The organism is Pseudomonas sp. NPDC087803 (assembly GCF_044742995.1).
Lineage (GTDB): Bacteria > Pseudomonadota > Gammaproteobacteria > Pseudomonadales > Pseudomonadaceae > Aquipseudomonas.
The window spans coordinates 1-26,685 of sequence record NZ_JBIUVO010000054.1 but is presented as its reverse complement, the minus strand read 5'-3'; the positions used below and the strand labels follow the sequence as shown (position 1 = coordinate 26,685).

The 26,685-nt window shown below is 54.7% G+C and carries 23 protein-coding genes and 1 tRNA gene; 6 read left to right on the top strand and 18 right to left on the bottom strand.

The window, feature by feature from the left end; genetic code table 11:
* Window positions 1-42: 42 nt before the first annotated feature.
* Both ACIOUG_RS21230 and ACIOUG_RS21225 read right to left on the bottom strand, forming a co-directional pair.
* On the bottom strand, window positions 43-447 hold the full coding sequence (locus tag ACIOUG_RS21230) for a GNAT family N-acetyltransferase (RefSeq protein ID WP_401068419.1): 405 nt from the start codon (window positions 445-447) through the stop codon (window positions 43-45).
* Between the two features lie 55 nt (window positions 448-502).
* Window positions 503-1,408 (bottom strand): LysR family transcriptional regulator, encoded by a 906-nt coding sequence (locus ACIOUG_RS21225; protein ID WP_401068418.1) that lies wholly within the window; start codon window positions 1,406-1,408, stop codon window positions 503-505.
* 102 nt (window positions 1,409-1,510) lie between these two features.
* On the opposite strand from ACIOUG_RS21225, the gene ACIOUG_RS21220 reads away from it, so the two are divergent.
* Complete coding sequence (locus ACIOUG_RS21220; RefSeq protein WP_401068416.1) at window positions 1,511-2,683, top strand: aspartate aminotransferase family protein; 1,173 nt, start codon at window positions 1,511-1,513, stop codon at window positions 2,681-2,683.
* 123 nt (window positions 2,684-2,806) lie between these two features.
* Here ACIOUG_RS21220 and ACIOUG_RS21215 read toward each other — a convergent pair whose 3' ends face one another.
* The 3 genes from ACIOUG_RS21215 to ACIOUG_RS21205 all read right to left on the bottom strand — a co-directional run bounded on the left by ACIOUG_RS21215 (window position 2,807) and on the right by ACIOUG_RS21205 (window position 5,992).
* A complete protein-coding gene (locus ACIOUG_RS21215) occupies window positions 2,807-4,726 on the bottom strand; it encodes an alkaline phosphatase D family protein (protein ID WP_401068415.1) in 1,920 nt (639 codons plus the stop codon).
* Between the two features lie 72 nt (window positions 4,727-4,798).
* A complete protein-coding gene (locus ACIOUG_RS21210; protein ID WP_401068413.1) occupies window positions 4,799-5,530 on the bottom strand; it encodes a hypothetical protein in 732 nt (243 codons plus the stop codon).
* Window positions 5,531-5,626: 96 nt separating this feature from the next.
* Complete coding sequence (locus ACIOUG_RS21205) at window positions 5,627-5,992, bottom strand: hypothetical protein (RefSeq protein ID WP_123589100.1); 366 nt, start codon at window positions 5,990-5,992, stop codon at window positions 5,627-5,629.
* Window positions 5,993-6,110: 118 nt separating this feature from the next.
* Between ACIOUG_RS21205 and ACIOUG_RS21200 the strand changes: the two genes are divergently transcribed.
* Window positions 6,111-6,866: a hypothetical protein gene (locus ACIOUG_RS21200; protein ID WP_401068411.1), complete on the top strand. Its 756-nt coding sequence runs from the start codon at window positions 6,111-6,113 to the stop codon at window positions 6,864-6,866.
* 34 nt (window positions 6,867-6,900) lie between these two features.
* Here ACIOUG_RS21200 and ACIOUG_RS21195 read toward each other — a convergent pair whose 3' ends face one another.
* Together ACIOUG_RS21195 and ACIOUG_RS21190 are read right to left on the bottom strand one after the other, a co-directional pair.
* A complete protein-coding gene (locus tag ACIOUG_RS21195) occupies window positions 6,901-7,230 on the bottom strand; it encodes a hypothetical protein (RefSeq protein ID WP_103369541.1) in 330 nt (109 codons plus the stop codon).
* 253 nt (window positions 7,231-7,483) lie between these two features.
* Window positions 7,484-9,118: an AAA family ATPase gene (locus tag ACIOUG_RS21190; RefSeq protein ID WP_401068409.1), complete on the bottom strand. Its 1,635-nt coding sequence runs from the start codon at window positions 9,116-9,118 to the stop codon at window positions 7,484-7,486.
* A gap of 1,281 nt (window positions 9,119-10,399) precedes the next feature.
* Here ACIOUG_RS21190 and ACIOUG_RS21185 point away from each other — a divergent pair.
* Both ACIOUG_RS21185 and ACIOUG_RS21180 read left to right on the top strand, forming a co-directional pair.
* Window positions 10,400-11,806, top strand: coding sequence for an AAA family ATPase (locus tag ACIOUG_RS21185; protein ID WP_401068407.1), 1,407 nt, complete (start codon window positions 10,400-10,402; stop codon window positions 11,804-11,806).
* Complete coding sequence (locus tag ACIOUG_RS21180; RefSeq protein WP_401068405.1) at window positions 11,803-12,663, top strand: DUF4435 domain-containing protein; 861 nt, start codon at window positions 11,803-11,805, stop codon at window positions 12,661-12,663. The genes ACIOUG_RS21185 and ACIOUG_RS21180 overlap by 4 nt, the downstream gene beginning before the upstream one ends.
* A gap of 80 nt (window positions 12,664-12,743) precedes the next feature.
* Here the strand turns inward: ACIOUG_RS21180 and ACIOUG_RS21175 are convergent, their stop codons facing one another.
* The 11 genes from ACIOUG_RS21175 to ACIOUG_RS21125 form a co-directional block, all read right to left on the bottom strand.
* Window positions 12,744-14,915: a P-loop ATPase, Sll1717 family gene (locus tag ACIOUG_RS21175; protein WP_401068403.1), complete on the bottom strand. Its 2,172-nt coding sequence runs from the start codon at window positions 14,913-14,915 to the stop codon at window positions 12,744-12,746.
* Between the two features lie 733 nt (window positions 14,916-15,648).
* Window positions 15,649-16,014 carry a histone-like nucleoid-structuring protein, MvaT/MvaU family gene (locus ACIOUG_RS21170; RefSeq protein ID WP_401068401.1) on the bottom strand — a complete coding sequence of 122 codons (366 nt, stop codon included), beginning with the start codon at window positions 16,012-16,014 and terminating at the stop codon, window positions 15,649-15,651.
* 313 nt (window positions 16,015-16,327) lie between these two features.
* Window positions 16,328-17,170, bottom strand: a complete 843-nt coding sequence (locus ACIOUG_RS21165) for a chromosome segregation protein SMC (protein WP_401068438.1) — start codon at window positions 17,168-17,170, stop codon at window positions 16,328-16,330.
* A 226-nt stretch (window positions 17,171-17,396) separates the two neighbouring features.
* The gene (locus ACIOUG_RS21160) at window positions 17,397-20,312 is read right to left on the bottom strand and encodes a DUF927 domain-containing protein (RefSeq protein ID WP_401068399.1); all 2,916 of its coding nucleotides are present in this window, start codon (window positions 20,310-20,312) and stop codon (window positions 17,397-17,399) included.
* Window positions 20,309-20,581 (bottom strand): DUF3077 domain-containing protein, encoded by a 273-nt coding sequence (locus ACIOUG_RS21155; protein WP_095125914.1) that lies wholly within the window; start codon window positions 20,579-20,581, stop codon window positions 20,309-20,311. Before ACIOUG_RS21155 ends, ACIOUG_RS21160 begins: the two co-directional genes overlap by 4 nt.
* Window positions 20,578-20,862: a hypothetical protein gene (locus ACIOUG_RS21150; RefSeq protein WP_401068397.1), complete on the bottom strand. Its 285-nt coding sequence runs from the start codon at window positions 20,860-20,862 to the stop codon at window positions 20,578-20,580. Before ACIOUG_RS21150 ends, ACIOUG_RS21155 begins: the two co-directional genes overlap by 4 nt.
* Window positions 20,863-21,393: 531 nt before the next feature.
* A complete protein-coding gene (locus ACIOUG_RS21145; protein WP_264365736.1) occupies window positions 21,394-21,699 on the bottom strand; it encodes a hypothetical protein in 306 nt (101 codons plus the stop codon).
* A complete protein-coding gene (locus ACIOUG_RS21140) occupies window positions 21,696-21,962 on the bottom strand; it encodes an AlpA family transcriptional regulator (RefSeq protein ID WP_085655305.1) in 267 nt (88 codons plus the stop codon). Before ACIOUG_RS21140 ends, ACIOUG_RS21145 begins: the two co-directional genes overlap by 4 nt.
* An 88-nt stretch (window positions 21,963-22,050) precedes the next feature.
* Window positions 22,051-22,971: a hypothetical protein gene (locus ACIOUG_RS21135; RefSeq protein WP_401068395.1), complete on the bottom strand. Its 921-nt coding sequence runs from the start codon at window positions 22,969-22,971 to the stop codon at window positions 22,051-22,053.
* Window positions 22,972-23,215: 244 nt separating this feature from the next.
* On the bottom strand, window positions 23,216-24,457 hold the full coding sequence (locus ACIOUG_RS21130; protein ID WP_264365733.1) for a tyrosine-type recombinase/integrase: 1,242 nt from the start codon (window positions 24,455-24,457) through the stop codon (window positions 23,216-23,218).
* A 164-nt stretch (window positions 24,458-24,621) separates the two neighbouring features.
* A tRNA-Leu gene (locus ACIOUG_RS21125) sits at window positions 24,622-24,706 on the bottom strand.
* 108 nt (window positions 24,707-24,814) lie between these two features.
* Here ACIOUG_RS21125 and queA point away from each other — a divergent pair.
* Together queA and tgt are read left to right on the top strand one after the other, a co-directional pair.
* Window positions 24,815-25,879, top strand: coding sequence for a tRNA preQ1(34) S-adenosylmethionine ribosyltransferase-isomerase QueA (gene queA / locus ACIOUG_RS21120; protein ID WP_401068393.1), 1,065 nt, complete (start codon window positions 24,815-24,817; stop codon window positions 25,877-25,879).
* Between the two features lie 14 nt (window positions 25,880-25,893).
* Window positions 25,894-26,685 (top strand): tRNA guanosine(34) transglycosylase Tgt (gene tgt / locus ACIOUG_RS21115; protein WP_401068436.1); only part of this gene is annotated, 792 nt, incomplete at its 3' end.

Here is a 26,685-nt window from a genome sequence, read left to right as displayed (position 1 = left end):
GAGGAGATGCTGGATCATAGCGGATGCCATGATCGGCACCGGTTATTTCAAGCGCCTCCGCTCCATCGCAATCACCGACGTTTCAAACCCCAGACTGGAAAAAAATGCCTCAGCCCCAACACGCCCTGCGCGCAGCATCCAGGTAATGTCGGGGTTTTCGCCCATGACATGCTCGACCAGCGCGCGGCCGACGCCTGCACGGCGATGCTGGTCATCGACCACGACCATCGACAGATAGCCATTGGACAAACCATCGGTGATGCCTCGGGCGAAACCGATGATGTGCTCGCCGCTCAGTGCGACGGCAGTGCGTTGCGAGTTTTCCAGCAGTTGGGCGAAGTAGTCGCTGGAGCCGGTTCGGTGTCCCCAGCCATGTTGGCCGAGAAACAGTCGCACAGGCTCTGCGTCGTCGGGCAACAGATCGCGTACGGTGAGGGGGTTTTTCATCAGATGGCAGCATCCTTGTCGGCAATCACCGGAGCATAGTCAACCGCAGCCAACATCAGGATCTGCCCCAGGTTTTCATCGCGAACTCGACGAAGCGCCGCAGCTTGGGCAAACGATAACGATCCGGAGCGTACAGCAGATGTAACGGGCGGCTTGGCGGCTGGAAGTCGGGGATCACCGTCACCAGTTTGCCGTCGCGCAGATCCTGTTCTACCAGTGCATCCGGGAGCATGACGATGCCCATGCCGGTGCGTGCGGCCTGATGCAGACCGGCTGAGGTGTTCATCAGCATCGGGCCGCTGACATCAACCAGAATCTCGCCGTCCGGGCCACTGAGGCGCCAGCGTTTTTCCACTGATTGCCAGTCATCGCCGGCAGGGTAGGCGAACGACAGGCAGTCGTGTTGTTGCAGGTCTTGCGGGGTGATCGGCATGCCGCGTCGCGCGACGTAGGCCGGCGAGGCGCACACGGTCAGGGTGTAGTCGATCAGCGGCCGGGCGATCAGGTTCGATTGCTCGAAATGCCCCAGCCGAAAGGCAACGTCGAGGCCACTTTCCAGCAAGTCCGGACGACGGTTGGTCAGCACCACATCCATTTTCAATTGCGGATATTGCAGGGAAAACTCGCTGAGCGCCGGGGCCAGACGTTCGACGCCAAAAGTCAGTGGCGCGGTGATACGCAGCAAGCCGCGCGGCTCGTCGAGGGCCTGTTCGGCGAGGCGTTCGGAGTCGGCCACCAGGCCCAATACATCCAGGCAACGCTGGTAGTAAACGCTACCGAATTCGGTCAGTCGCTGACGGCGGGTGGTGCGCTGCAGCAACTGCACGCCGAGCCTTTGCTCCAGGGCGCGCAGGTGATTTCCGACCATGGTTGTGGACATTTCGCACTGCAACGCGGCCGCCGTCATGCTCCCGGCTTCCACGACCTTCACGTACACGCTCATCGCCTGCAACAGGTCCATTATCAAGTCCTGCTTTTAAATGATTGAAGTTTTGCCGAGTTTATCCAGTTCTGGTGGCTAACCATACTGCAAACACACCGACCTTCACTGGAGTTTGAAGTCATGACCGCCACCCTGATGAACACCTACCAACCGCTGGCCCTGAGTTTCACCAGAGGCCTGGGCACGCGCCTGTGGGATCAGGCCGGTCGTGAGTACCTGGATGCTGTTGCCGGGGTTGCGGTGACCAATGTCGGGCACTCGCACCCACGGATCGTTGCCGCTATCAGCGAACAGGCCGGACTGCTGCTGCACACCTCCAACCTGTACAGCATCGACTGGCAGCAACAGCTGGCGCGGAAACTCACGCAGCTGTCGGGGATGGACCGGGCGTTCTTCAACAACTCCGGCGCCGAGGCCAATGAAACTGCGCTGAAGCTGGCTCGGTTATATGGCTGGCGCAAAGGCATCGAACAGCCGCTGGTGGTGGTCATGGCCAACGCGTTTCATGGCCGCACGCTGGGCACTTTGTCGGCCAGCGATGGCCCGGCGGTGCGTCTGGGCTTCAATGATCTGCCGGGGGACTTCGTCAAAGTGCCTTTCGGTGATCTGGCGGCGCTGGATCAGCTCCAGCAAAAGCATGGCGAGCGCATCGTGGCGATTCTGGTCGAGCCGATTCAGGGCGAAAGCGGTGTGCAACTGGCGCCGCCCGGCTACCTCAAAGCCCTGCGCGACCTGTGCAATCGGCACGCCTGGCTGCTGATGCTCGACGAAATCCAGACCGGTATCGGCCGCACTGGTCAGTGGTTTGCGTTCCAGCATGAAGGCATCGTGCCGGACGTCATGACCCTGGCCAAAGGCCTCGGCAACGGCGTGCCGATCGGCGCCTGTCTGGCGCGAGGCAGAGCGGCGGACCTGTTCACCCCCGGCAGCCATGGCAGTACGTTCGGCGGTAATCCGCTGGCCTGCCGGGTCGGCTGCACGGTGCTGGACATCATCGAAGAACAGGGCTTGCTGGAAAATGTCCGGGTGCAGGGTGAACGCCTGTTGACCCGCTTGCGGGCCGAACTGGCAGACAACCCCAATGTGTTGGCGATTCGCGGGCAGGGCTTGATGATTGGTATCGAGTTGAAACAGCCGATCCGCGATCTGACGCTGATTGCTGCGCGGGATCATGGATTGCTGATCAACGTAACGCGTGGCAAGACGATACGGCTGCTGCCGCCGCTGACGATTGATGAGCGGGAGGTGGGGATGATTGTCAGAGGTGTGGGACTTGCCTTAACAGCGCACTGACGCGCAACCGAACCCCCTGTAGGAGTGAGCCTGCTCGCGATAGCGGTGTATCAGGCGATATACATTTTGAATGGCCTACCGCAATCGCGAGCAGGCTCACTCCTACATTGGAAAAGGTGCACGTCAGTCCGGATAATCCCCCAACTCCGGCGCCAGCATCCGTGTCTTCACCGCGCCGTTCGAATTGTGCTGAATGATCTCGCTCGGCTGACCCTGCGCATTGAAAAACACCTGCCCGATCCCCGCCGAATTCCACAGTCGCTCACCCGCTTCGGCATGCTCCGGGGTATACGGCACGATGCGCATGCGTCGGCGTTTGGTAAACCAGTTCAACGGCGAGCGCGGCGAATAGAGCCAGCGGTTGAGGCGGTCGAACCATTCCAGCAGGGTTTTCGGAAACTCGTTCTTGATCCCGCTGCTGGTGATCTGCCAGATCCGTGGCCCGGCCTTGCGGTGTCGGATCAGCACTTCGTAGACGAAGGAATAATGCACGTCGCCGGACAGCACCACGTAGTTCCCGGGTGTGCGCGTATGTCGGAAAATGTTCAGGATCACCTGCGCGGCGCCGCGATGAGCCATCCAGTTTTCGGCGTCGACCAGCAGTGGATAACCACACCAGCTGAACACCTTCTGCACGGTTTCGATCAGCTTCACGCCGAAGATCGGCGCGGGGGAAACAATGATCGCTGACGGATGATCGAGCAGTTCCTGCTGCAGTTCGCTCAGGGCTTCCCAGTCCAGCAAACCGGAGGGTTGCTTGAGTGCCATCTCGCTGCGCCAGCGCCGGGTGCGGGTGTCGAGCACCACCAGTGCCGGACTGCTCGGCAGCACGAAATGCCAGTGCTGAAAGCGCAGCAGGGCGTCGATCAGCGCGTCCTGCACCGGACTGTCGAGATACTGATCGTCACCACTGGCGCTCAGGCTGCGGGTTTGTTCCAGCATCTCCTTGAACGCATCCGGATTGTTGCCCCAGCCCTGGCACAGCATGTAGGCAATCAAGGCGTTGCCGATAATGCGTTTGGAGAACGCATGGCCGTAGGCGGTTTCCTCCCATTGCGCGGAAAGATTCCAGTCATCGGTGATGTCGTGGTCGTCGAAAATCATCAGGCTCGGCAGGTGTGCCAGCGCCCGGGCAACATTGCCCAGACCGGCCTTGAAGCCAACGATGCGGGTTTGCTCCAGGGTGTAGCGCTTCAAGCGTTCAGGCGTCAGCGATGGAACAGCAGGATTGATCAGTGCCCAGGCAACCGGCGACCACACCAGCAGATACATCGCCATCACTTCGGCGAACGTCACCAGATGATTGTCGGCGCTGCTGCTGGTGAAAATCGGCTTACGCGCACCGCCGAAAAATCGCTCGCGCAAGGTCTCGTTGCTCTCCAGCGCCGGTAACAAATCCGCACGGTGGTAGTAGCTGGCCGGGTGTTCGTAGAGTTTGGCGCTGTCGCTGACCACGGCACCTTCGAGGTGTTCGTCGAACAGGCCGAGGCGCGCAATCAAGGCATGAATCGCCCGCAACATCGGGCCGGCGACATCGTCGGCGTAGATCTGATCGCCGCTCATCATCAGCAGGGCCGGACGTTGTTGCGGATCGGTTTCGCCTGACAGCAGTTGATCGACGCACAGCAAACCGTCTGCCGCCGGATGATGCGGCTTGCGGCAGGAACCGTGCAGCAATTGGTCGATCCGCGAGCGCACTACGAGGTTCGGACAGCGGGCATTGCCGTACAGCAGATGCGGCGCCCACTCGGCGATGGGCGTCTGGCCGTCAATCAACAGGTCATAGTCGATGCGCGTGTCGCAGGGCAGGGCGCTGTCGAGCGCAACGTCAATCAAATGGACGAACGCATGACGGCCTACAGGGATGACCGTGCATTTCTCAGCATCGAGAGGGATGTCTCCTACGCCTTGCAGGCGCAAGGTCAGCGCCAGTTCGCGCGTACCGATCAGCCACAGCACCACTCGCGTTGATTCCAGCCGGCGCAACAGCGGACCGGCTAAAACGGGGGGCAGCGGATTCAGGTCAGCAGGTATCGGGGACATTCAGGGGCAAAGCTCAAGTCGCACAGGCTGGCGATGATAGCGCAGCCGGCACCTTGAACCCTTAAACGAGGCTTAAGAGTCAGCCTTCCGCAGCTTCAGCGCCAGCAGTCGCCATTCGGCGGACGCGGGTTGCTCCTGCACCGAGCATTCGAAGCTATAAGTGACGTCATCGCCATTCATGTTGCGCGCGGTAACCTTGTTGCTGAGGGTGTAGACCTGATCCTTGAAGCGCTTGGTGACAATGGCAGAGCTGTCGGCGAAGCGCTCCGACGCCGGAAAGCGCAGCGTGCTGGTGACCAGCGTGCCGCACATGACATACGCGAGCATCGATTTATCGCTGTCGGCATTTTGCCCCAGCTTGTCGCGCAGCGCGGTGAGCGCTTTACGGCCCTGCGCGTCGCTTTGATCGAGGACGGTTTTTTCCGATATCGACTTCGGTGCCCGGCTGGCGTAATTCGGCAGCAGTGCGGAGTCCGGCGGAGAAGGTTGGTCATCCGGCTCGATCGCGGCAAAGCCCGGCGCGTTCTCCAGCACGGCGGATGTCGAATCCGACTCGGCTTCGGGCAACAGACTGGTGGTCACATCGCTCTGTGTGATCACGTCTTCGATTGGCGCTTTTGCGGATTTATGCGCCGACGGGAATATCGACAGCAAGATCGACAGCACCACCATGCCGACGATAAAACCGCCCGCCGCGCCAACGATGTTGCCGTAAAACAGATTCCAGCTACCGCGGTTTTTCACCACCCAGCGCCACATGCAACCCCAGGCGGCGATAAATGCCAGAAAACTCAGAAACGCCATTCGATCCTTTCCTTAATTTCGAAAGCTGAAATCAACGCACACCGAAGTGAGCGCTGACGAAGGGCGCCAAGATAACAAAACAGTGACGCCGCTCGATCATGTGTTGGGGAAAAAATTCACAGCAAGCACCAGCAGTGCCACCATGCCGGCGGCAAAGCCACACACCGCGCCCAGCAATTGACGTGCAACCGGGTGTTCGGGTTGATGGCGATTGGCAATCCACAACCATACCCCCGCCAGAACGCCCGCGCTTGTGGTGAACACCACCAGACTGCGATTCAAGTTGGGTGCCGCCATCGATGTACCAATGACCGCGTCGTAAATCAGCGTGAACACAATGCCGGTTACCACGCTACTACCGGCACCAGCAAGGTTGCCCAGCAGCAAACTCCACTCACCCCGTTGTTTCACTACCCAAAACCAGGTTCCGGCCATCACTAGCAAGCACAACAAAGCATCCATTGGTTTATTCCCCAGTGCGCGATAACAGAGGCGGTGACAGGCCTCCAGCGAAAGTGGACGGCAAGATATCAAAATAGTAGCTTCGCGCCACTTTCTTCAAACACGTAACGGACTACACATGCCGAATGTTTCTTTTACACCGCGCCTGCTCGGAGCGTTCCTTCTCGCCATCGTAACGACCCCGGCGCTTGCCGACTGGGATGAAACCCCGGAAGTCGCCTGGAAGGAGTACCTCGCCGATTGTGGGCGTTTTCAGCAGGTGGTGAACAACGTTCAAAACGGGGTCATGGCTACCAGGCAAGCGATGAACCGCGTCGACAGCTTGAATCGCACTGTTCATGTCCATCGCGATCACCTCTCCCAGGAACGCCTCACCTCTCCCGAATATGCCCGTTGCGAAAACGTCATTGCTCAAGCGTTCGTGATCCGGAACAAGGAAGAGGAGGTCCTGGTCGCGGAGCTTCAACAGCAATACTTCAAGGCTCGGGCCGAGCACGAGAAGTCCCCGGAATACAAGCGCGCCCTCGATCTAGGCTTTAGCGACGTTGGCGGACTTGGCAAGCTCAAGGAACTCGCCGAGGATTCGGAAACGGATGGCGAAGCGTATCTGAAGACGTTGATGATCACGGTCGATTGGGGCTGCGGCCGACATTTCCGCGCCGTGAGATACGTCAAACCCTATGTGATCTACACCGCCCATCCCGATGAGGGCAACTGCGCCGTCTATAAAGAGGTCGCGGTGCTTGGCGGAGAGATGGTGGAGAGGGGCGAGACCATCGATCAGGACGCGATTTTTCAATACGTGGGATGGAAGAAGCTGGAAGGGCCAGGTGGGTTTCCCGTCGACATTCGAGTAGTAAAAGTGCGGCAGTAATCCGAAGGGCTGTTTCTACAGATTACGCATCTGATTACAGAATGTCCTTCAAATATCCCTTGAGCGCTAGGAGCGGTTGATCAAGCTGCTCCAGCGACTGCGCCTGCCGGAAATCTGCTGACAGCTTGTGCAGCTCACGCCCCAGCGGTTTCTCGACACCGCCCAAGGCGTCCATTGCCAATCCCAGACACTCGTTCATCTTGAACTGAATGGTCTCGACATCCCCGCGGCGCACCAGCAATTCGAACACGTCTTTCTGGTAATCACCCATGACCATATCGTCCCGCAGAATCGGGCTCAGGCCTTCCTCCTCGTAAGCGAGTTTGAGGGAGAACAGGGCGACGGTTTCCAGTGACGTTTCCATGTGGTGAATCCTTTGAGGTGTCCTGTCGGTGGAACAGAGGAAGATCAAAAGATCGCAGCCTTCTGCAGCTCCCGCAACAGCGGCCACTTTCCAGTAGACGAAAAAAAAGGCCTTGCTAAGCAAGACCTTTCTTAATTTTGGTGCCCGAGGGAGACCGTCGGGTTCCATATAAAACGTGGCTTGCAGCGTGATTATACGTTTGGGGATACAAGTAGGGATACAGGATGTCGCCCGCTGAATTCGCAATCACGAACTATACGAGCATTTCAGACAATTTCCCCAGCTTTAGCCTCAGCGACTGCTGAAGCTCATCATTGATTCCAACAAGGATCAGAGCCGCCCGCTCGTAGTCGGTTCGACCATTGAAATGTAGCGCCTTCGCAATACCGTTTAGCATCCCTGATTCTCTAACAGGATATCGACATACGATTGCGTCAATGTCCTCAGCGCTGACCATCTGTTTGATGCGCTCTAGCTCACCAGGATATGGTGACTCAAGTTTGAACTCGATATGCTTTTGCGTTCCCTCAACCATCATTTTTCTATCAGGCAAAGCAAGCAGGAGCTGGTCTCGAATGTGCCGCTCAGATATGCGGCTCGCCAAATGTTCAGGAATTCCTTTGGCAGTCACTGCCTGTAGCGCTGCCATTTTTGCTTCATGCTGTAACTGTTCCACTGGTAGACCGAACGTTCTGGCTTGCTGGGCGGCCAGTCCTGCTAATACATCAGCGGAATAGTAGAGGCTTTCAACTGCGAAAATCGGTAACGGATATATGCCATGGGACTCGAAGTCGAGTACCTGTTTTTCATCCATCCCATCGTGATCGATGAGACCGAAGGCTTGCGCCCGATGCATTTTTTCCACTGCTCGCAAACCTTCTACCGCCCTCATAACCTCTCGGCAGCTTTCACGCGATCTCACAGAGACCTTAGGGAATAGCAGTGAATAGAGCGGATGATCTAGGCTGTTTATTGTTCCTTCTATGAACAAGATTTTCTGGCGCGAACCGATTAGATCGACGCGTAACCATTCTGGTATTTCCTCAGGGGCATCCAAAACGTCCACTTGCCACGATTCAACTACGTTGCCGGACCACTCACAACCTCGAACGAGGATGATTTTCGACTCAACGGAAGTGCTCGGAAGCCCTAGCTCATGCGTGCAAATGACGAAACCGCATTCAGGGCGTTCAGCAATGAGCGCTTTTAGGAGCGGAACGACGATTGCAGGGTGAAGGTGGAGTTCCGGCTCATCAATTAGAAAAATGGCTCCATCAGGAGCTGCCACCACCTCAGCTGCGAAAATAAGCGCGGCCCGCTCCCCATCAGACATCCGAGCAAAACTGTAAACAGCATCACCTCGCTGGGCTTTTAGTTCACCTTCAGAAATCAAAACCCGAACCTGCAGATTTGACTGGGATAGCAGGGCATTGATGCGATCTAAAGGGGCGTTATTTGACTGGAGTCGGGCAATAGCACTTGACTGGGCACCTTCCGCTTTGATTTCGTTCGCGGCATCGACCTTGTACTGCAATTCAGCATTTTGCAGGTCATGTATAGCTTTTTCATTTCTAGCTGTTCCTGATATGACTTTCCAACGAGTGTCTGGATTTGCATCCCAATGTGGAAAGTTGACTGCGAGGTCTCTTCTTGCCGCATGTGTCAAACTGAGACCTTCATGCTCAAAGTGCCCGGGCCGGGAACCTGGCATAAACACTAGATTTTTACCTAGTTTTGTAGAGAGCATCCCCACTAAAGCGGATTTTCCAGTCCCGTTTCGACCTAGAATAAAAACCGGACAGCCTGGTTTGATCTCGATTTTTTTGGTGTCAGCTCCCGTGTTGATCTCAATTACATTAAGTGTTCCTGTTGATTCAACCTGCTCCATACTATCTCCTAATTCATTGAGTTCCGTGGGGGGAGTGACTGGTAGCCGATGCTGCCAAAACCTAGCCTAAAAAGGGAGGGGGCCCCTGGGTATTTTCCTCGCGCACGGGGTCGGAAACCCGCGGGACTTTGGTAGCGGAGCGTGCTCCAGCTTACTGAAATTCAATCGTTGAAATTGAAAGGATCTTGAAGAAAAAGGGGCATCGTTACCGGAACGGTAACGGTGATCTCTGATCGGTGAACACATAGGGCAAATGCACAGGTGAATAGGCAGTTCACCGAGTTCACCTGTTCACTAAGCTGGGAGTTCTCCCGCTAACAAGGTTCCGCGGGTTTCCGACCCCGTGTCTCGAAGAAAACCTCAGGGGCCCCGGCACACTGCGGGAGATACACCTGATGTTCGCTGGTGGGATTGATGCTTACGGGGTGTGGGGGTATGTACCCCCTCAAAAATGCGGTGTAACTCGTGTAACTGGTGTAACGATGGTTGTTAAGTAACTGTATTTACTGATTATTTATGATGTTACATCGGCTGCGTACACAAACATTTAGGCGTGTAACTCTGCCATCTGGTGTAACGCTCCGATGCTCGAAAGAGGGGCGGAGGAGGTAATGTCCATGCGCAGGAGACCAGGTAATTCCCCACTCCCAGTCCGCCCAATTGATGCGATTAACGGGCTGTAATCATCAGTTTGGCCGCTCTGCCAGCGATCAGTCAGCAGTCGTAACGGGCCGCTTTCGGCCATAAGCGGTCAGCCCTGGCCGTCAGCTTTCGGCCAGAAGCGGACGTACGTGAGCGGTTGAGTTCGGCCATGAGCAAGCGTCTGCTATTGAGCAATAGCCGCCTTTTGTAACAGCTATCAGCAGCCACGGTCTGATCGCTTGTCGGATGATACGTAGGATCAAAAAAAGCGGACCTTTCACCCTAGGGTAACGGTCGCGTGGCCCGCAGCTTTCAACTGTTGGCCTACACCTGTGCCAATTCAACGGCTCATGAATTTGTAAGACCAGCGTTGCAATGTGAATTTCATTGCATGTGCGTGAATTTTGCTCCCAGGAGCGTCGATATTGGAATCGACCGTCCGAAAATAGCCTTCCAAGAGGCATGCTCCCTTTATTCGCCGCCCATGCCAGCACGCTGCTACGGCATCACACCATCGACATAACCACAAGCGAATGATCGAGAGATATAGTGCAGAAACTCTTGCGGTAGGATATAAATGGCCTAGAGCATATGGCTTTTTGCCGCCATTGAAGATTTCTAAAATCAAGGATGTGACCTTTGGATTATTATATAAGGCGAGTGGTTATTTCAGATCTTTTTGAATCGGGAAATAACTATAGAATAGACTTTTCTGAAGGGTGCAATTGTATATTTGGCCCTAATGGCACTGGTAAAACCACAATTATCAATTTGATCGTGAATTCATTATCTGTAGATTTGGAGCCACTGTCTCGAATTTCTTTTGGCTCCATAACAGTATTTCTAGCAAAGACCGGTCAGGTCCGAGCCTTCAGATATCTGCATCTCAGTCGTAGAAGAAAACTACAAGGAGTCGTAAATCTTTATTATGAGTTCGAGAGCGCTGTAACTTATGCTTTTGAAATGAAGATACGAGGCGGAGTAGCAAAAATTTCGGAGCGACTAGATGAAAACCCACCTGAGGAATTGAGAGACAAAATTCGAGAGAGATTAAATCTCACGCACGTGCCGTTATTGCGCATGCATGACTCTGAAATCAATATGTCAAGAGATAGTGGAGACGAATTCCTGCAGACTATGCTTCGTCAAAAGCACATTTCTCAATCGCAAATAACGGAAATACTAGATCCTAGTGTAAAAGTTCTGAACTCATTAGAGCGGCAATTTGTTAGTGAAGCAAACTCGGCGAGAAAGAAGATAACCGAAAAATTAGATGACTTACGATCAAAAATAATCGAAAAAGTCATGATAGATGAAAGCCTCGTTAGGCTAAGTAATAGAGCTCTATCACGAGCCCATAAAGCCATGAACTCTGACTTTTTAGAAGACGTGGACGTTTCCGCTTATGTTCGCAAGCTAAGCGAGGCCCAGATCAATGTTCCTGAGGTAAAGATCAAAGAGCACTTTTCGATCTGGAAGCAGCTCAATGACAACGTCCGAGATGCATTTAAAATAATGCGCTCTATTGGCACATCTGAAAAAGGGACAAAAAAGCATAACGAGGCGGCTGCAAAATTTAACTCCTCATATTACAATCTTATTGCAATGAGCAACTTTAACGACAGATTTTTATCTATTGTTGAAGATGTTGAGTTAATGCAAGCCGCCCGCTTTGAGGTGACGAGAGTTTTCAGTGAGTATGAAAAGGAAGTCAACCTATATCTAAAGCCAAAAAAAATGTTTCATGTCTCAGAGGATGGAGAGCTGAGCGTTATGACTCGGACTTCGCACATAAGACTTTCCGATTTGTCCTCAGGGGAAAAGCACATTATTAGTATCTTAGGGAGAGCTGCGTTGAGCCGTAAAGAGGGGGCAATCTTCGTCGCGGATGAGCCCGAGCTGTCGCTCCACCTTGATTGGCAACGGATGATATTGCCCTCCATCGCTAAGCTTTCTCCTAAGTCTCAAGTTATTATTGCAACACACTCACCGGCAATCCGCATGAGAGGTGCGAAAGATATTGATCTAGAGGAGTGCATGGTATGACCACCATTAGGGCTTTCTCTGCCGAAGAAAATATGCGGCGTCTTAAAATGCAGAAAAGTCTAACCTTCATTGTTGTAGAGGGGATCGACGATGTGCCTTTGTACGAATCCTGCTTAATGATGGAAGCCAAAGCAATAGACTTCGACGTTATTTATTCTGGCGGAAAGAAACCAATTCGCGAGTTTCTTGCCTCCAATAAGAGCACCAATGCTATGTTTATCGTCGATAAGGATTTTGACGATTTCACCGTTACTGATAGTAGGGTTGCAGCGCTCGACCGTTATTCAATCGAAAATTATTTCATATGCGAAGAGGTAATTTCACACTCCGTTAAGTTTGCAATTAGCTGTAAGTTTCGGGATGCGATCGAAGCTTTTGACTTGACAGAATTTACGGAAAAAACCACTCGCGCTATTGAAACGCTCATTAAAGTACTTTTCTACTACCAACGTCATGCTGTCCATTTAGTTGATAGTGCTTCAAAACAGTCATGGAGTGATGAGTTTCTTTGTGGCAACAATACATGGGAGTTGAGTAGTGAGCAAATTAACGCTCTGATTACCAAGCTTGCTCCTACAGCCCGAGACGTCGCTGAAGCTGAGGCATACTATGCTAGACACTTTGAGTGTTCTGGAGCTTTGATTAATGCATTTCCCGGAAAAATGCTGAAGACATCACTCCAGCGTTATATTCGACAACAAGTCATTCAAATCAAGCCAGGAGCAAAGGGTAAGTACAATAATGTTGAAGATATGAGGGCGCTTCTTTCCTCCGTCTTGCATCATTCATCTAGTCTAAAATCTGCGCTTAGATCAGTTGTAGATTTTTTAGCTAGTCGAAATCTAGGAGCGAGATAGTACCTAGGGATCTGCTCTTGACAAGAGCACAAATTAGACTGTCAATCGACGGACTTAGTTTTCAAAGTTCTCATATGTGCTCACGCCCGCTTCACACTAGCGGGTTTTTTACGAGCTCTCGTGCTCTTTAGGCCAAGATAATTGGTCTCGTACGTTGTGAGTAGATTCCACATTTGTCGATCAACCGCATCGTGTTTTTCAGGGCTTCTTAATTTCTGAAGCAGCTTGTTGATAAATTTGGCGGGAAGTTTAATTATCAAACACTGATGAGAAGTGTGCATTTCCTTTGTCCAATCTAGATCTCTTCCAGCAGTAAGATTTTCACTATCGTCTCTGTTAATGATAAATCCAAGCTTTCCATACGAGCCGGTTAGATAGGATTGTAATTGTCGGTACTCTTCCGGACCAAGCTCTTGATAGTTTTTTGCATCGAAAACTACGTTCCTAGATTTGTAGTCAAGTAGTACGCGGTTCCAAAAATCCGATTTTCCACGATTAGTGCCTACAATGTCTCTCCGCTGAACCGCGGCGCCATTTGGATGTAGCTGCAACCCTAAGAGATGAGCAGCGAAGATGATTTTCAATGCCTCTAGGCACCATAATTCAAAATCACGATCTCCTTCACGCCCCGGTGGGATTTTATCAAGATGTGAAATAAGTTGACCGATCTTTGCATTTCTAATCTTAGGATTAAGCGAGTCAACTTTGATGTCATATTCATCATTTATCTCTTCTGCTTCCTCTGGGGATAGCGCGTTCCGGCTCAAGTTTAAGCCAAGCCAATAACAGGGGTGAACAAGAATTCTGTCCGCGCTCTCGAAACCCTTGTCTGGCGTTCGACCATCATGGCAAAAAGAATATGAGGAAAGGTTTTGATCGTGCAAACCAATAAAGCCGATACTATATAAGGATTGCAGCAGTCCCGTCGCCCCTAGCAAGCGAGCCTCTACTAATGAAGCTTGATCATCACTATTCTCTAATGACTCAGTGGCCACCTCAATTTTTGCCAAAGCTGCCATCACGGACAACTCTGGCTCCGCATTTTTAAATGCGCTTGTAACTGACTGTATAGGAGGAAATATCTTTTGATACTCTTTCCACAAATCCTCGAGTCTCGCCACTGAGATTGATTTAGCAGCATATTCGAGATCGTCGATTATAGCGGTGTCGCGTCCGTGTCTAAATGAGCAGAAAAAAGACTCATTAAGTAGTGAAAGTAAATCCCTGGGGCGATATAGCGTGAATTGTAGACATCGTTTGAAACCTTCCCGCCCCTGTAACTCACCTGCTGTACACCGATCCCAAACCCGTTGATCTTTTTCCACTTCGACGTGAAAACTCAGCTTCATTCTAGTAGCTGCCAATTGCAAAAGAAGCGGCCAGTCCCAGTGCAATCGTATTACCTGTCCTTCTAAATTTCTAGAATAGTCTGGATCTTCCTTCGCTAAAGCTCTAAATACGTTGTCGCGCAGAAATATTATAGGCCTGATTAGTTTGGATTTTTGGTTCAGTTCTACCGCGGCGTAGGCTAGTCCAGCAATGATTCCGATACCTATTGCGTCTGACTCATAGCCTTCATCTAGTCTATCCATCAATATTACAACGTGTCGGTCGGTTTTTTGCAAAATCTTTAATACATGTTCTTCTACTGCACTTAGATTTAAATTAAATGGTAGGTCTCCTATTGCCTCCTCGGGTGAGTCGACTGATAAAAAAGCTTTTGCAATCCTTCTGCATTTGGTTAGAAATGGAGCTTGTGAATCACTCCATCTTGCAACATGCTCCCTAAGCACCTCATCCTTGGCAACAAGTTCAGCATGCTTGTAATGCCTAGATATATATGTTGCAACCTCCATCAGCATTGCATAGCGCCAAAGCAGCTTTGTAGCAGCTCTGGAAAGTATAAATGAGTTCGAGAACGGCTTTAATAAAGATCTAAATCCAATGATCTCGGTATCTTCCGGAGAGAAAGTTAGTGTGATTACCTTTTTATCTTTGGTCCAATGTTTTTTTAAATTAATAAACATCGCGCTTTTTCCAGTACCTCTCCTACCAACGACGACAGTTCTATCATCAGACTCCACTAAAGTCCGAAAGTCTGGAGTTTCAATGAAGGCGCTCGACAACATTTTTTCGTCGTTTTCAGCAGTGGTGTCGCCCAACGGATTAGTACGCACTACTAAGGCGGTCGAATTCACTTGGGTGCTTTCAGGGCTTATTTTTTCTTCTACCGGATGATGCCGAGTTTTCATTTCATTCCCTCTCTTAATTTTTCACATCATCTGACGGTATTAGCTTTCGAGATTTTCAGCTTGCAAAGAAACAATAGACCCAACCTTCCTACCCGTACAGAGACTCAGGGGTGTAAGCATCTGTTGAACGTGCAAGTTTTGCAGGCACGTGGTCGTACGACAGGCTACGCCTGATAAAACTCATGGTTGGTTCTGCTCGAAGCGACTGGCTGCTTTTGGGCCGAAAGCAGACGTCCGTGAGCGGCGGCTAGTGGGCAGACGCGGTCGTTAAGAAAAAATCGTGGAGGGCAGCCAGGAGCAGCTCGTTTCTAGCGGTTGGGAGGGCAGAGTCAGACTTCGCGGAAGGCTTCATCACCCGTGAGGAGCGCAGAGTGATGATCGAGAAGGCTGCAGCGAACTACAGGAAAGCAGTCGAGGGCGTAGGGCAAGGCACCTAGCATTAGCCCAGATGGGAAGAGCTGCGCTGGAGCGATCAATGTTCGCGATGGTGAATTGTCGCTGGTCGGGACCGATCACCTCGACAGACAAACTATGGTCGGCATTTATCGAGCAGGTGATAGCGCATTGCGGGAGGCGCCGAGACAACAGGTCGCCAATTTCACGTCTGCTCATTGTGTCCACAAAGTTGACTCCTTTTGCTGATGGTAGCGATTCTTAGATGGTGAGGTCGCAGGCGCGAAGGATGTGATCAACAAAAGAAAAGGCCTCTGAGAGGCCTTTTATTCAAGCTGCGTTATTTCTTCACCCAGCTTTCAACTTCGTCGGCACCGTGCTTGGTTTTCCACTCCTTCAGCGTCTTGTGATTGCCGCCTTTGGTTTCGACCACTTCGCCGGTGTGCGGGTTCTTGTAGACCTTCAGAGCGCGAGGCTTACGCGTGCCAGGTGCCGCCGCTGGTGTTGAAGCGCGCTTCGTGCTTTGCGGATCCAGCAGGTTGATGATGTGCTTGAGGCTGAAGCCGTATTGGTTGAGCAACTCGCGCAGCTTGGTTTCGAACTCGATCTCTTTTTTCAGCGCGCCATCGCTCTTCAGTGCTTCCAAAGCCTGAAGCTGTTCGGCGAGGTGCTTTTCGAGCTGGCGGTATTCGGCAAGTTTGGACATGTTTGATTCCTACATTTGTTTGATGACAGTTCGAATGTTCGTGCGGCTCACAAGTTCAGCGCTATTCTGACAGTTTAAGATACTCTCGGATGCTAATGATCTCTGCTTTTATCAATTTCACGGTGAGAATCTCGACTTTCGTTTTTATGCGAGGTTTGTCCACGAATTCCAGCATTTCCTTTAAGGAGACTATTCGTGCATTCAGTAGGTCTTTCCAGTTGGGGGTGTTTCTAAGGTCAAATTGAATGATCATTTTGTAGCCTGTGGAGGTTAAACAGCCTACCTGCGTAGGCTGTTTCGGTGGCTCAGCGCATTACAACGCGAGAACGTCTTCCAACGAGTACTTGGAGGCGCGTTCCCACAAATCGCTACTGGTCCAGTTCCGGAAGTTTTCGCCTTCTTCAGGAATGATTAGTTTCCTGAGCCTGATTTGCTCGCCTCCAACCAGATCAATGGCAGACCAGAGCTTGCCGCCCATCTCCAGCAACTCTTGAGCTTTCTCGTTCCACTGTTCCTCGAGAACAGTTCGCGCCAAGAGCAACGCCCTTCGCTCGATGGTTTTGTGCTCTTTCCGCGCCTCGTCGATGTGTTGATCCACGATGACGAGTTCCTGCTCCAGCGCGGCAATGATCAGAAGCTGACGGCGATGGTGCTCGCTCGCAGTCGCCAGATTCTTTGCAGCCTTCTGGGCGTCGGCGTTGGCGGTTTTCTCGCCCTCGGTGTCGCCCCAGGCCACGGCTTGTGCATAAGCGGTCGCTGCATCGGTTTCGGCTTGCCGAGCCTTGGCTATGTCCTCTTCTGCCTGCTGCTGGATCTGCGCCAAGCGGGTACTGAGGCTGTCGCGTTTCTCGTCGAGCTCTTGTTCGTCGGCTTTCCAGTTCGTCATCGATTCGACGTAGCCCGCCATCAGGGTTTCATGATTGAACAGCTGCTCGCGTCGTCGAATTCGAGCGTCTGCGTAGCTAGCGCGTGTCTTGCAGGAGTCGTAAGGAATTTTGAGGGTGTTGTACTGTTTTCGAATTTCATACAGTCGATCTGCATCGAGTTCGTCCTCGTTTTCCAAGAGCGCTTCCAATGGAGCTATTTGCACGTAGTGCTCCGCTGCCTCCCTCAGCAGGCTATCGCGGTGGCTGGTCCATTCTTCGATTTCGCCCATCAACACTCGCTTCTTTTCACATAAGCCGATTACTTCGCCGGTGGCTGCTACGGGCAATGAGAGCCCTATTTCATGGCCATCTGGATCACTGGCCAGCAGTTCGTGTTGTTCGGTGGAAGTTTGGAATTCGTTCATCTGTCTTGTTCCTTGAAAATGGGTTTGGGTTGAATGAGCGGCTGGCGAGGCCGGGAATAAGCCGGCGCTACCTCTATGAGCTGAGATGCCCTCAGGCAGCCCGAGCCTCGCTCTCATCCGTTCCCGGAATCGCCTTCACGATGTAGCAGCGTTGCTGACCGAGACCGGGTAACCGCACTAAACTCGACGCCTTGCCGTCGCTGCTCGGTTCCAGCACGCCGCGTTGCAACAGCTCTTTGTTCACGGCGTTGATGTTCATGCCCCGGAAAATCTCGGAGCGCCAAGCCTCGGGCAGCACGTAGTAGGTGTTAGTGGTGTGCATGGTGTCGCCCATGCCGTGCTCCAGTGTCTTGCGAAAGCCGAGACGGTCGATGGTGCGCGGGCCGTGTTCGTCGATCTTGGCTGCCGCCGATTCCCAGCGGGTGAAGCGGCTTTCTCCAAAACGCTCGATGACCTGGCGCAGCCGCGCCAAGATCGCATCGCCCTCGAAGTTACCGGCGCCACCGCGCTCGTGGAGCCACGCGTTCAAGCACACCCGAGCGGCGGTGGTAGCCGTGCCGTCCGGCCATCCAGTGATGCCCATAGCTGTGGCAAGCTCACCAGCGGCCGCTGCAAGGCCGAAGCGCGCCGCAGCACGGTGTGCTTGTCCACTGGCAGAGGCGGGGAGCGCTTGGGCAATAAAGCCTTCCAGCGTGCGCCGCAGGATCGCTGCCCAGCCGTGGCGCTTGCCGGGTTCGCACAGCGTGGTCAGGAACGCGGTAAGCGGGGTGCCGTAGTAGTTCGCCACGCGCGCCTTGAGCGCGTCGGAAAGAGCGGCGGCGTCTTCGAAACCATTGAGTGTGTCGAACATGCCAAGGCCTTTGCTGGCATCGGCCGGAATGGCGAGCATGCGCACCTCCATGCCGGCTTTCAGCTCCTTGTTGGCTTCGGCCATGTGCTGCGCCAAGGTCTTCTCGCCGGTGGATAGGAACAGCAAGCGCCACTCTTGCACCTGTCGGCCCGCTTGGCCTCGATCATTGGCGCGAGCCTTGCCGGTGCCGTTACCGAGCATGTAAACAGTCTCGCCGATGATGCGGGCATCACACATGCCGATTTCATCGAGCACCAGAAGCCCGTCGGAATGCGCGGCAGCGATCGATTCCAGAGCGTTGTCGGTCGAGCGCCACGAGCGCACCAGACGCGGCCCGCCGTAGATCGAGGCGGCAACCTGCAGGTGCGTGGTCTTGCCGCCGGAGCTGTCGCCGTACAGATGAAAGCCGCCGGATTCGTGGCCGAGCATGTGCAGCAGGGGACCGGCGAAGGCCACGCCGACGACAAATGCCAAACGATGATTGCCGATGCACAGCGCGCCGATCTGCTGTTGCCATTGTTCGAGAGTACCCGCTTCGCTGATCGGCGGCAGCTGCGCGCCAGCCTCATAGAAGTGCAGGTGTTCCGCGTGCATGCCGACCTGCTGCTCGGGCAACAGAAAGGCGTTGTCATGCCAGCCCAAACGGGTGACCAGTCGCGCACGTTGAGCACTGTCGAAGCCGCCCAGGTAACTCTGCAAATCGTTGCGAGCGTTGCGCCCCGAGCGACTGCCGGCCAGACGCAGACCCATGTCCACCAACGGGCCGAGCACGTCCTTGCCAAAGTCGCCGGTCATGGTGCGCGCCGGGATGTTCCAGCGTTTTTTGGTGCCGTCGGGGTCGTCGAACTCGACCAGCAAGCCCCAGTTGTGGCCCTTCTCGTCACGGGTTCGCGCAAGGATTGCCAGCGGTGAACACACCGGGCGCGCTTCCCCGTCGTCGCCGGCATAAAACACACCTTCGGGCGTCAGGCGAAAGCCTCCCGGCATCAGGTCGTTTTTTGATTTTGCCGGTCGCTTGGCCGCTGCTTTGGGTTTCGCTTCCGGCTCTGGTTCCGGCTTGGGTTCCACCTGGGCAACTATCGGCTTTTCTTGGATCACACCGAACAGCTCACTGCTGCTTTCCAGCGTGGTGAAGTGGCCGGCGGTCCAGCCTTTTTCGAGTGCATCGGCCGCATCGTCGCCCTCGTTCCATTGACCACCTTTGGCGAACGCGACGTGATCGTTCTTCAGCGTCGGCTTGCGTTTGAACACCTCCAGCGCGATCACCCGGACCGAGGCGACGCCGATTTCACGCAGCTTTTCGGCAACGGTGGCCATGCAGGCTTTACCGCTGTCGTCGTTGTCCGGCCACAACAAAACGTCGCGTCCCTTGAGCGGCGTCAGGTCAGCTTTGTGCCAGGAGTTGGAGCCGTTCGGCCAGCAGGTGGCCACGTAGTTAGGCAGCAGTTCGGCGGCGGCATCAGCCGCTTTCTCGCCTTCGCACAGAGCTACCGGTGCGTCAGCGCGCTGCGCCAGTTCATCAAGGCGCAGCAGCGGACGCGGATCCGGCAGACCCTGCCAGCGCCATTGCGTGGTTTGACCATCGGAGCGCTGACACCACGTCAGCGGTGCAAAGACCTTCTTTGGCTTGCCGTCCTCATCCGGGCCGAGGTCGAAGCGATACAGCGCCATGAGCGGCTGACCCTGTGTATCACGATAGATCCACACCTTGGACGGCACACCGTGATCACGGTGCTTGGCCGGGCACTTGTTCATGGCCTCGGTGGGGATCGGCTGGATGGCGTTCCATGTCGGCGCCTTGGGCTTAGTCGGGGCGACCGTGATCTTTGAGGCGCCGGGCGCAACGTTTAGCCAATCAGCCAGCTTGTTGCACGCTATGACGTCGGTGCCGCCGTCCAGATAGCGCACTAGATCTATCAGGTCTCCGCCTTTGTCGCCGGTGGCGAAGTCGGCCCAGGTGCCCTTGCTCAAATTGACCTTGAGCGAACCCGGACGCTTGTCGCTGCGAGTCGGATTCGGAGCGGTGTATTCCTTGCCGCCGTCTACGCGCTTGCCGTTGGGCAGCCAGTGCGACAAGACACGATCAATGTCTTTCAGCGCGGCGGCTTTCACGTCGGCAAAGCTCGGGCGTTTTGCGTTGTTCGGTCGTTGGCTCATGTGTCAGCCCTCGGCAGAAACAGCGCATCGTTGATGTCGTCGATCAGGGCTTTGGCCATCTCGCCCAGGTACAGGGCGGGCCAACTGAAACGCTCGCCGTGGTCGCTCATGGCCGCGTCGAAACTGAGCTGGTTCGCGTGATGCTGCAGTAACGACACCATCTCCAGCGCGTCTTCGACGGGTACTCCGGCATTCACCCGAAACAGCTTCAGGTCGGTGGCGTTTACGCGAGAAAAGGTAGCGTGGCCCGGTGTGGTGGAGATGTTCATAGCGCACCACCTTTCTGTACCGTAGGCGCCGAAGTGTTGTCACCGTGCATAGCCAGCGTTTTGATCAGGCCAAGGGTGCCGCGCACGTCCCAGAGGACGGCGGCGATGACGTGATTGGCAAGGCGCGAGGATTCGTTTTCGAAGTGATCCTCAAGCAGCGTCAGCACCGAGTCGGCACGGTCGATGGCGCAGGTGATGGCGTCGATGGGCACACCGGCTTCTGCTTTTGGATTCACGCACAGCAGGTCTTCGGGCAGGGAGAAACTCAGGGCGTTGTTCATTGGGCACCGCCTGCGGTTTCGAGTGCGCGGGCTTTGGCCATGTGAGCGTTGTAGCGGGAGAGACGTGTTGCGAGGCTGGAGTTGGCGTGTAAAGCGGCGAGAGCCATTGCACGATGTGCAGCGGCGCGAATTTTGGACGGATTGAGGGCGTGCATTGGTGAAGCTCCTGTATGTGAGGAGCTGCCACTGATCGTCGCCAAACGATGTAAGGGTGGCAGCTGTGCGCGGGTTGGCGAACCGGGCATACAGGACCCCGGCAGACCCGAAGGTCTCCCACGCACAGCCGCCATAAAGCAGGAATGCGGGCACAAAAAAAGCGCCTGCAATCGGTATGGGGGCGCCTGTGCGCCTGTATGAGCTCGGGTCGCCAAACCCGGTCGCTGAATTTGCAGCGACGGCCAGAGAGTAACGTCCGTGTTTCGAAAGTGCAACTGCGCTGATGGCTTGCGGTTTTTTCATGTGCGGCATAAATTGTTCGGGCATGTAGATTGACCTCAACGCCTCCGGATCGCCCCCGGAGGCGTTTTCGTTTCAGGCAAGGGCTTCCCAGCGCAGGGATAGAAGAGGCAGGAAGCCGCCGCTGAGCATGGAGCGGGCGTCTTCGTAAGCGTCGACCTGCTGGCCTTCGTCGACGACAACAGCCCCGGTCTTTTCGCAATGGAGGGATAGGGCGCACCAAGTGCCGTCGGCCCAGCTGAGCACGCTGACCACGCGACCTAATTTGTCCTGCTTGCTGCGATAGCGCTCGAGGCGCTGCATAAGGCGAGGTGAAAACCCGATTTGACGCAGCACTGAAAACGGATGCATCAAAGCTTTCTCTGCGATTTTGCGATTCATGCGGCCACCTGATCACGCGCCTCAATGCGGCTGCGTGCCCATGCTTGGATTTCGGAAAGAACCCACGCCACTGGCGCTCCGCGTGCGGTGCTTGTGCTCAGTTTTACCGGGCGTGGAAAGCCGCTCTTTGGGCACTGCATTAGCTTGTAAATAGTTGGGCGTGCCAGGCCAACGATAGCCATGACTTCGGATATTCTGATCAAGGTTGTCGCGGGGTCGCGATAAGGAATTTGGTTGATTGTTGACGCGCGGGAGTTAGACATAGTCGTGCCTGTAAGGTGAGAGACAGGCGCAGACTAAAAGACGAAAAAAAAGCAAACATGGTTTGCTTTTCGTCGGTACAGCGAAATTTTATCTAGGGAGAAATTTACCTTTTCTCAGGTATTTTCTAACGGTTGGGGCTGATGCCTTGCCCAAGTCGACTAGCGCTTTTACTAATTCAGTTTCCGTTATGTTGGGGTTGGAAGAGATTTGGCTTTTTGCCGCTTTGCTTATGTCCTCAAAAAGCTTCTTGGTGTTCTCTTGTTTGATTGTGCCTGGCTTGGCGTTAGCCTTTCCGGCCGCTTTGCCCTTTTCCGACGCTTTTGCGGCAAAAGCCTTTTCCAGTGCTCTTCGCAGAAAACCTGATGCGCTAAAGTCATTGCGCGAAATGTCCGCCCAGTCCGCTTGTTGATAAAGTGAAGCAAGCATCAAAGTCTTGGAGGCCTCGCCATTGAAATCAGCAAACTCCTCTCGTGCCTCGATTTCGAAGTCGCTCTTTCGCTTTCGTTCTCTCTGAATGAGGAGGAGGTATTGTTTGGGGTCGGTCTGTCTGATCTGCTCCACCAGATCTAGATCCAGATCGTAGAGGGAGCGTTCTAGGTCGAATAGCCAGTTCGCAAGGACTTCAACCGCCTGCAGAGCTTGAATAAGCGCATAAGTCGCTACGAGTTGCGTGTCGCTTGCGGGATGATCATTGCCAAGGAAGCGGCGAATGACTCTGGGCAGTGAGGTCGGTTCGGAAAAGTAGAAATGCTCTTCAATAGGGTCGCGAAGTCGAAACATTGTCTTCGTCGCTGATTCAGCACAGTCAGCGTATTGGCCGTCCTTGAGCCAGAAAGATGTTGCATTGTGGATGCAGGTAAACGCATCACGGAAGTGCTCGGAGAATTGGCTGTATAGCGCCAACTCACGGACAGCGAGTTCGACCTCATCAAGATCCCAAAGCAGACAGCCAACGTCTACCCCGGCAATCTCAAGCTCTAAAGCTTCGGTGCCAAGATTCCTGTTCATTAAGATACCCCTCGCCCCGTACCGTGCGTACTGCCCCAGCGAGGTGTATCTGGCAAAACAGCTGCCAGCAGGGGGCATGTGGTTCGATGACGGTTACACACGTCAGCAGCGTTACACGCGGAGTTTGTCGAGCTAGGATCCGGTGTAACTTTAAGAAAGTCTAATATTTTCAATAGGTTGGGTTGGGTTGTTACACGAGTAACACCCGTTACACCGGTTTTAGAGATAGTCTGGGTAAGTGATCTCATACGGCCTTTCCAAACTGGGCTTGCACTACATTGCCAGCTGCGAGTCCATCAAGATGATCGGCATACCACTGCATCATCGTTACGCGTTGCTCAAGGTATTGGGCCTTGTTGTATACCCCTGAGATGCCTTCCTCTTTGTGAGCCAGCTGCGCTTCAACATGCTCCTTCGGCCAGCCATGTTCTCGAAGCAACGTGCTTGCGGTGTGCCGAGTACCGTGTCCAACAAGGCGACCCTTGTAGCCGATGGTTGCAAAGACTTTGTTGATTGTGTTTTCACTAATAGTTGGGTTCTTGGCTCCTACGCCGGGGAAAAGCCAGCGACTCCGTCCTGTTAAGCAGTGCAGATCCTTCAGAGCGGTAACAGCTTGATGGGGAAGGGGGCATACAAAATCCCGACGCATCTTCATCTTGGCAGCAGGTGTCGTCCAAATAGCTTTCTCAAGGTCGAACTCTTTCCACTCAGCCAAGCGGACCATGCCAGGGCGCGATGCTGTCCAGACACAAAGCCAAGCGGCGGTGCGGGCTGTCAGTCTGCTTGGTGTGTTTTTGAGTGCGTGGAGGAATTCAGCCAGCTCAGGTTCCAGCAGGTGTGGATGCTGCTGAGTCTTGGGGGCTTGGGCTGCAATGTCACGGAGGCGACTACCCGGATCGTTTTCGGTGAGCCCTAAGCCGATGGCTCGGCCGAAGATCTGATTGATCCAGGTGCGACACTTTTCCGCCACGTTGTGTGCGTTTCGCGCTTCGAGGGATGCCTGGAGGTCTGCGCAGTCGGTACGGGTGATTTCGTCGAGGGGCTTATTTCCCAATGCCGGGAGGATGTCCTTATCGAGGTAAGTGCGGATTTTGTTAAGAGTGGAGGGAGCGAGGCCCTTTTCTTCTTTGGCCTTAAGCCAAGCTTCCGCAGCAGCTCTGAAGGTCCTAGTCCTGGCAGCGTCAATGGCAGCTTTGGCAGAGCGTTTCTGTTCGAGAGGATCGGCCCCGCTGCTAACTACCTTGCGTAATTCGGCAGCTTTGTCCCGCGCCAACGCACCACTCACTTCCGGGTAACCCCCTAGCCCCATCCAAGCCCAATTGCCCGCCGGACGTTTGTAGCGGAGCTGCCAGGATTTACCACCATCAGGTTTAACCCTGAAGTAGAGGCCGTTTCCGTCCAGCTCCCGGTATTCCTTTGATTCCGGCTCCAATCCCGCAAGTGTCGTGTCAGCAAGAGGGCGGCGCTTGATGTCTGCGCGCTTCATCCTTGTATCCCAAAGTTAGTTATTTTTCTCAGGATACAAGCAGGGATACAGGGATACAACGGATAAGGGGAGACAGGGGTAGTCAAGCAGGCACAAAAAAACCGGCCAAGTGGCCGGTTTCTTTGGGTCTGAGAGGCTGGTAGAGACTCTCAGATACTGCTATGTGGTGCCCCGAGGGAGACTCGAACTCCCACTCCTTTCGAAAACGGATTTTGAATCCGCCGCGTCTACCAATTCCGCCATCAGGGCTCAATGGCGGCGAAGTATAGAGAGGTGATTACCGTTGGTCAATCACGTTTCATGGTCAATTTTTGATAATTCCGCTAGACTTTCCGGCCCTGCTAGACGAACCCCATCATGCGCGTTGCTGACTTTACCTTCGAGCTTCCTGATTCGCTGATCGCCCGCCACCCTTTGGCCGAGCGTCGCGGTAGTCGCCTGCTGACCCTTGATGGGCCGAGCGGCGCCCTTGCACACCGTCAATTCACTGATTTGCTTGAGCATTTGCGCCCGGGCGATTTGATGGTATTCAACAATACCCGGGTGATTCCGGCGCGGTTGTTCGGGCAGAAAGCCTCGGGCGGCAAGCTGGAAATACTCATCGAGCGCGTGCTCGATACGCATCGCGTGCTGGCCCATGTGCGTTCCAGCAAGTCGCCGAAGCCGGGTTCGAAGATCCTCATCGACGGCGGCGGCGAAGCCGAAATGCTTGCGCGTCACGATGCACTGTTCGAGCTGGGCTTCTCTGAAGAAGTGCTGCCGCTGCTCGATCGCGTCGGGCACATGCCGTTGCCTCCTTATATAGACCGCCCGGACGAAGGTTCGGATCGCGAGCGCTATCAGACCGTGTACGCCCAGCGCCTGGGTGCGGTGGCGGCGCCGACGGCGGGGTTGCATTTCGATCAGCCGCTGATGGAGGCGATTGCCGCCAAGGGCGTCGAGACCGCGTTCGTCACGCTGCACGTCGGTGCGGGGACGTTCCAGCCGGTGCGCGTCGACAAGATCGAAGATCACCACATGCACAGCGAGTGGCTGGAAGTCGGCCAGGATGTGGTCGACGCCGTTGCCGCGTGCCGTGAGCGTGGCGGGCGGGTGATTGCCGTGGGCACCACCAGCGTGCGTTCGCTGGAAAGCGCCGCGCGCGATGGCGTGCTCAAGCCGTTCAGTGGTGACACGGACATCTTTATCTACCCGGGCCGGCCGTTCCATGTGGTCGACGCCCTGGTCACCAACTTCCATTTGCCCGAATCCACGCTGTTGATGCTGGTTTCGGCGTTCGCCGGTTATCCCGAAACCATGGCGGCCTACAAGGCTGCCGTCGACAACGGCTACCGCTTTTTCAGCTACGGTGATGCGATGTTCATCACCCGTAATCCCGCCCCGACTGCCCCTGAACAAACAGGCCCAGAGGAAACAGAATGAGTCGCGAATGTCGCATGTCCTTTGAACTGCTTGCCACCGATGGCAAGGCTCGTCGTGGTCGTCTGACCTTCCCGCGTGGCACCGTCGAGACCCCGGCCTTCATGCCGGTGGGCACCTATGGCACGGTCAAGGGCATGTTGCCGCGTGACATCGTCGCCACTGGCGCGGAAATCATTCTGGGCAACACCTTCCACCTGTGGCTGCGTCCGGGCACCGAAGTGATCAAGGAGCACGGCGACCTGCACGATTTCATGCAGTGGAAAGGCCCGATCCTCACCGACTCCGGTGGTTTCCAGGTGTTCAGCCTCGGCGCGATGCGCAAGATCAAGGAGGAGGGCGTGACCTTCGCCTCTCCGGTCGACGGCTCGAAAGTATTCATGGGCCCGGAAGAATCGATGCAAGTGCAGCGCGATCTTGGTTCCGACATCGTGATGATCTTCGACGAATGCACGCCGTACCCGGCTGACGAAGACGTCGCTCGCGTATCCATGGAGCTGTCGCTGCGTTGGGCCCAGCGCTCGAAAAACGCGCATGGCGACAACACCGCGGCGCTGTTCGGTATCGTCCAGGGCGGCATGCACCAGGATCTGCGCATGCGCTCGCTGGAAGGCCTCGACAAGATCGGCTTCGATGGCCTGGCCATTGGCGGTCTGTCGGTGGGTGAGCCGAAGCACGAGATGATTAAGGTGCTGGATTATCTGCCGGGCATGATGCCGGCTGACAAACCTCGTTACCTTATGGGCGTTGGCAAACCGGAAGATCTGGTTGAGGGTGTGCGCCGCGGTGTGGACATGTTCGATTGCGTG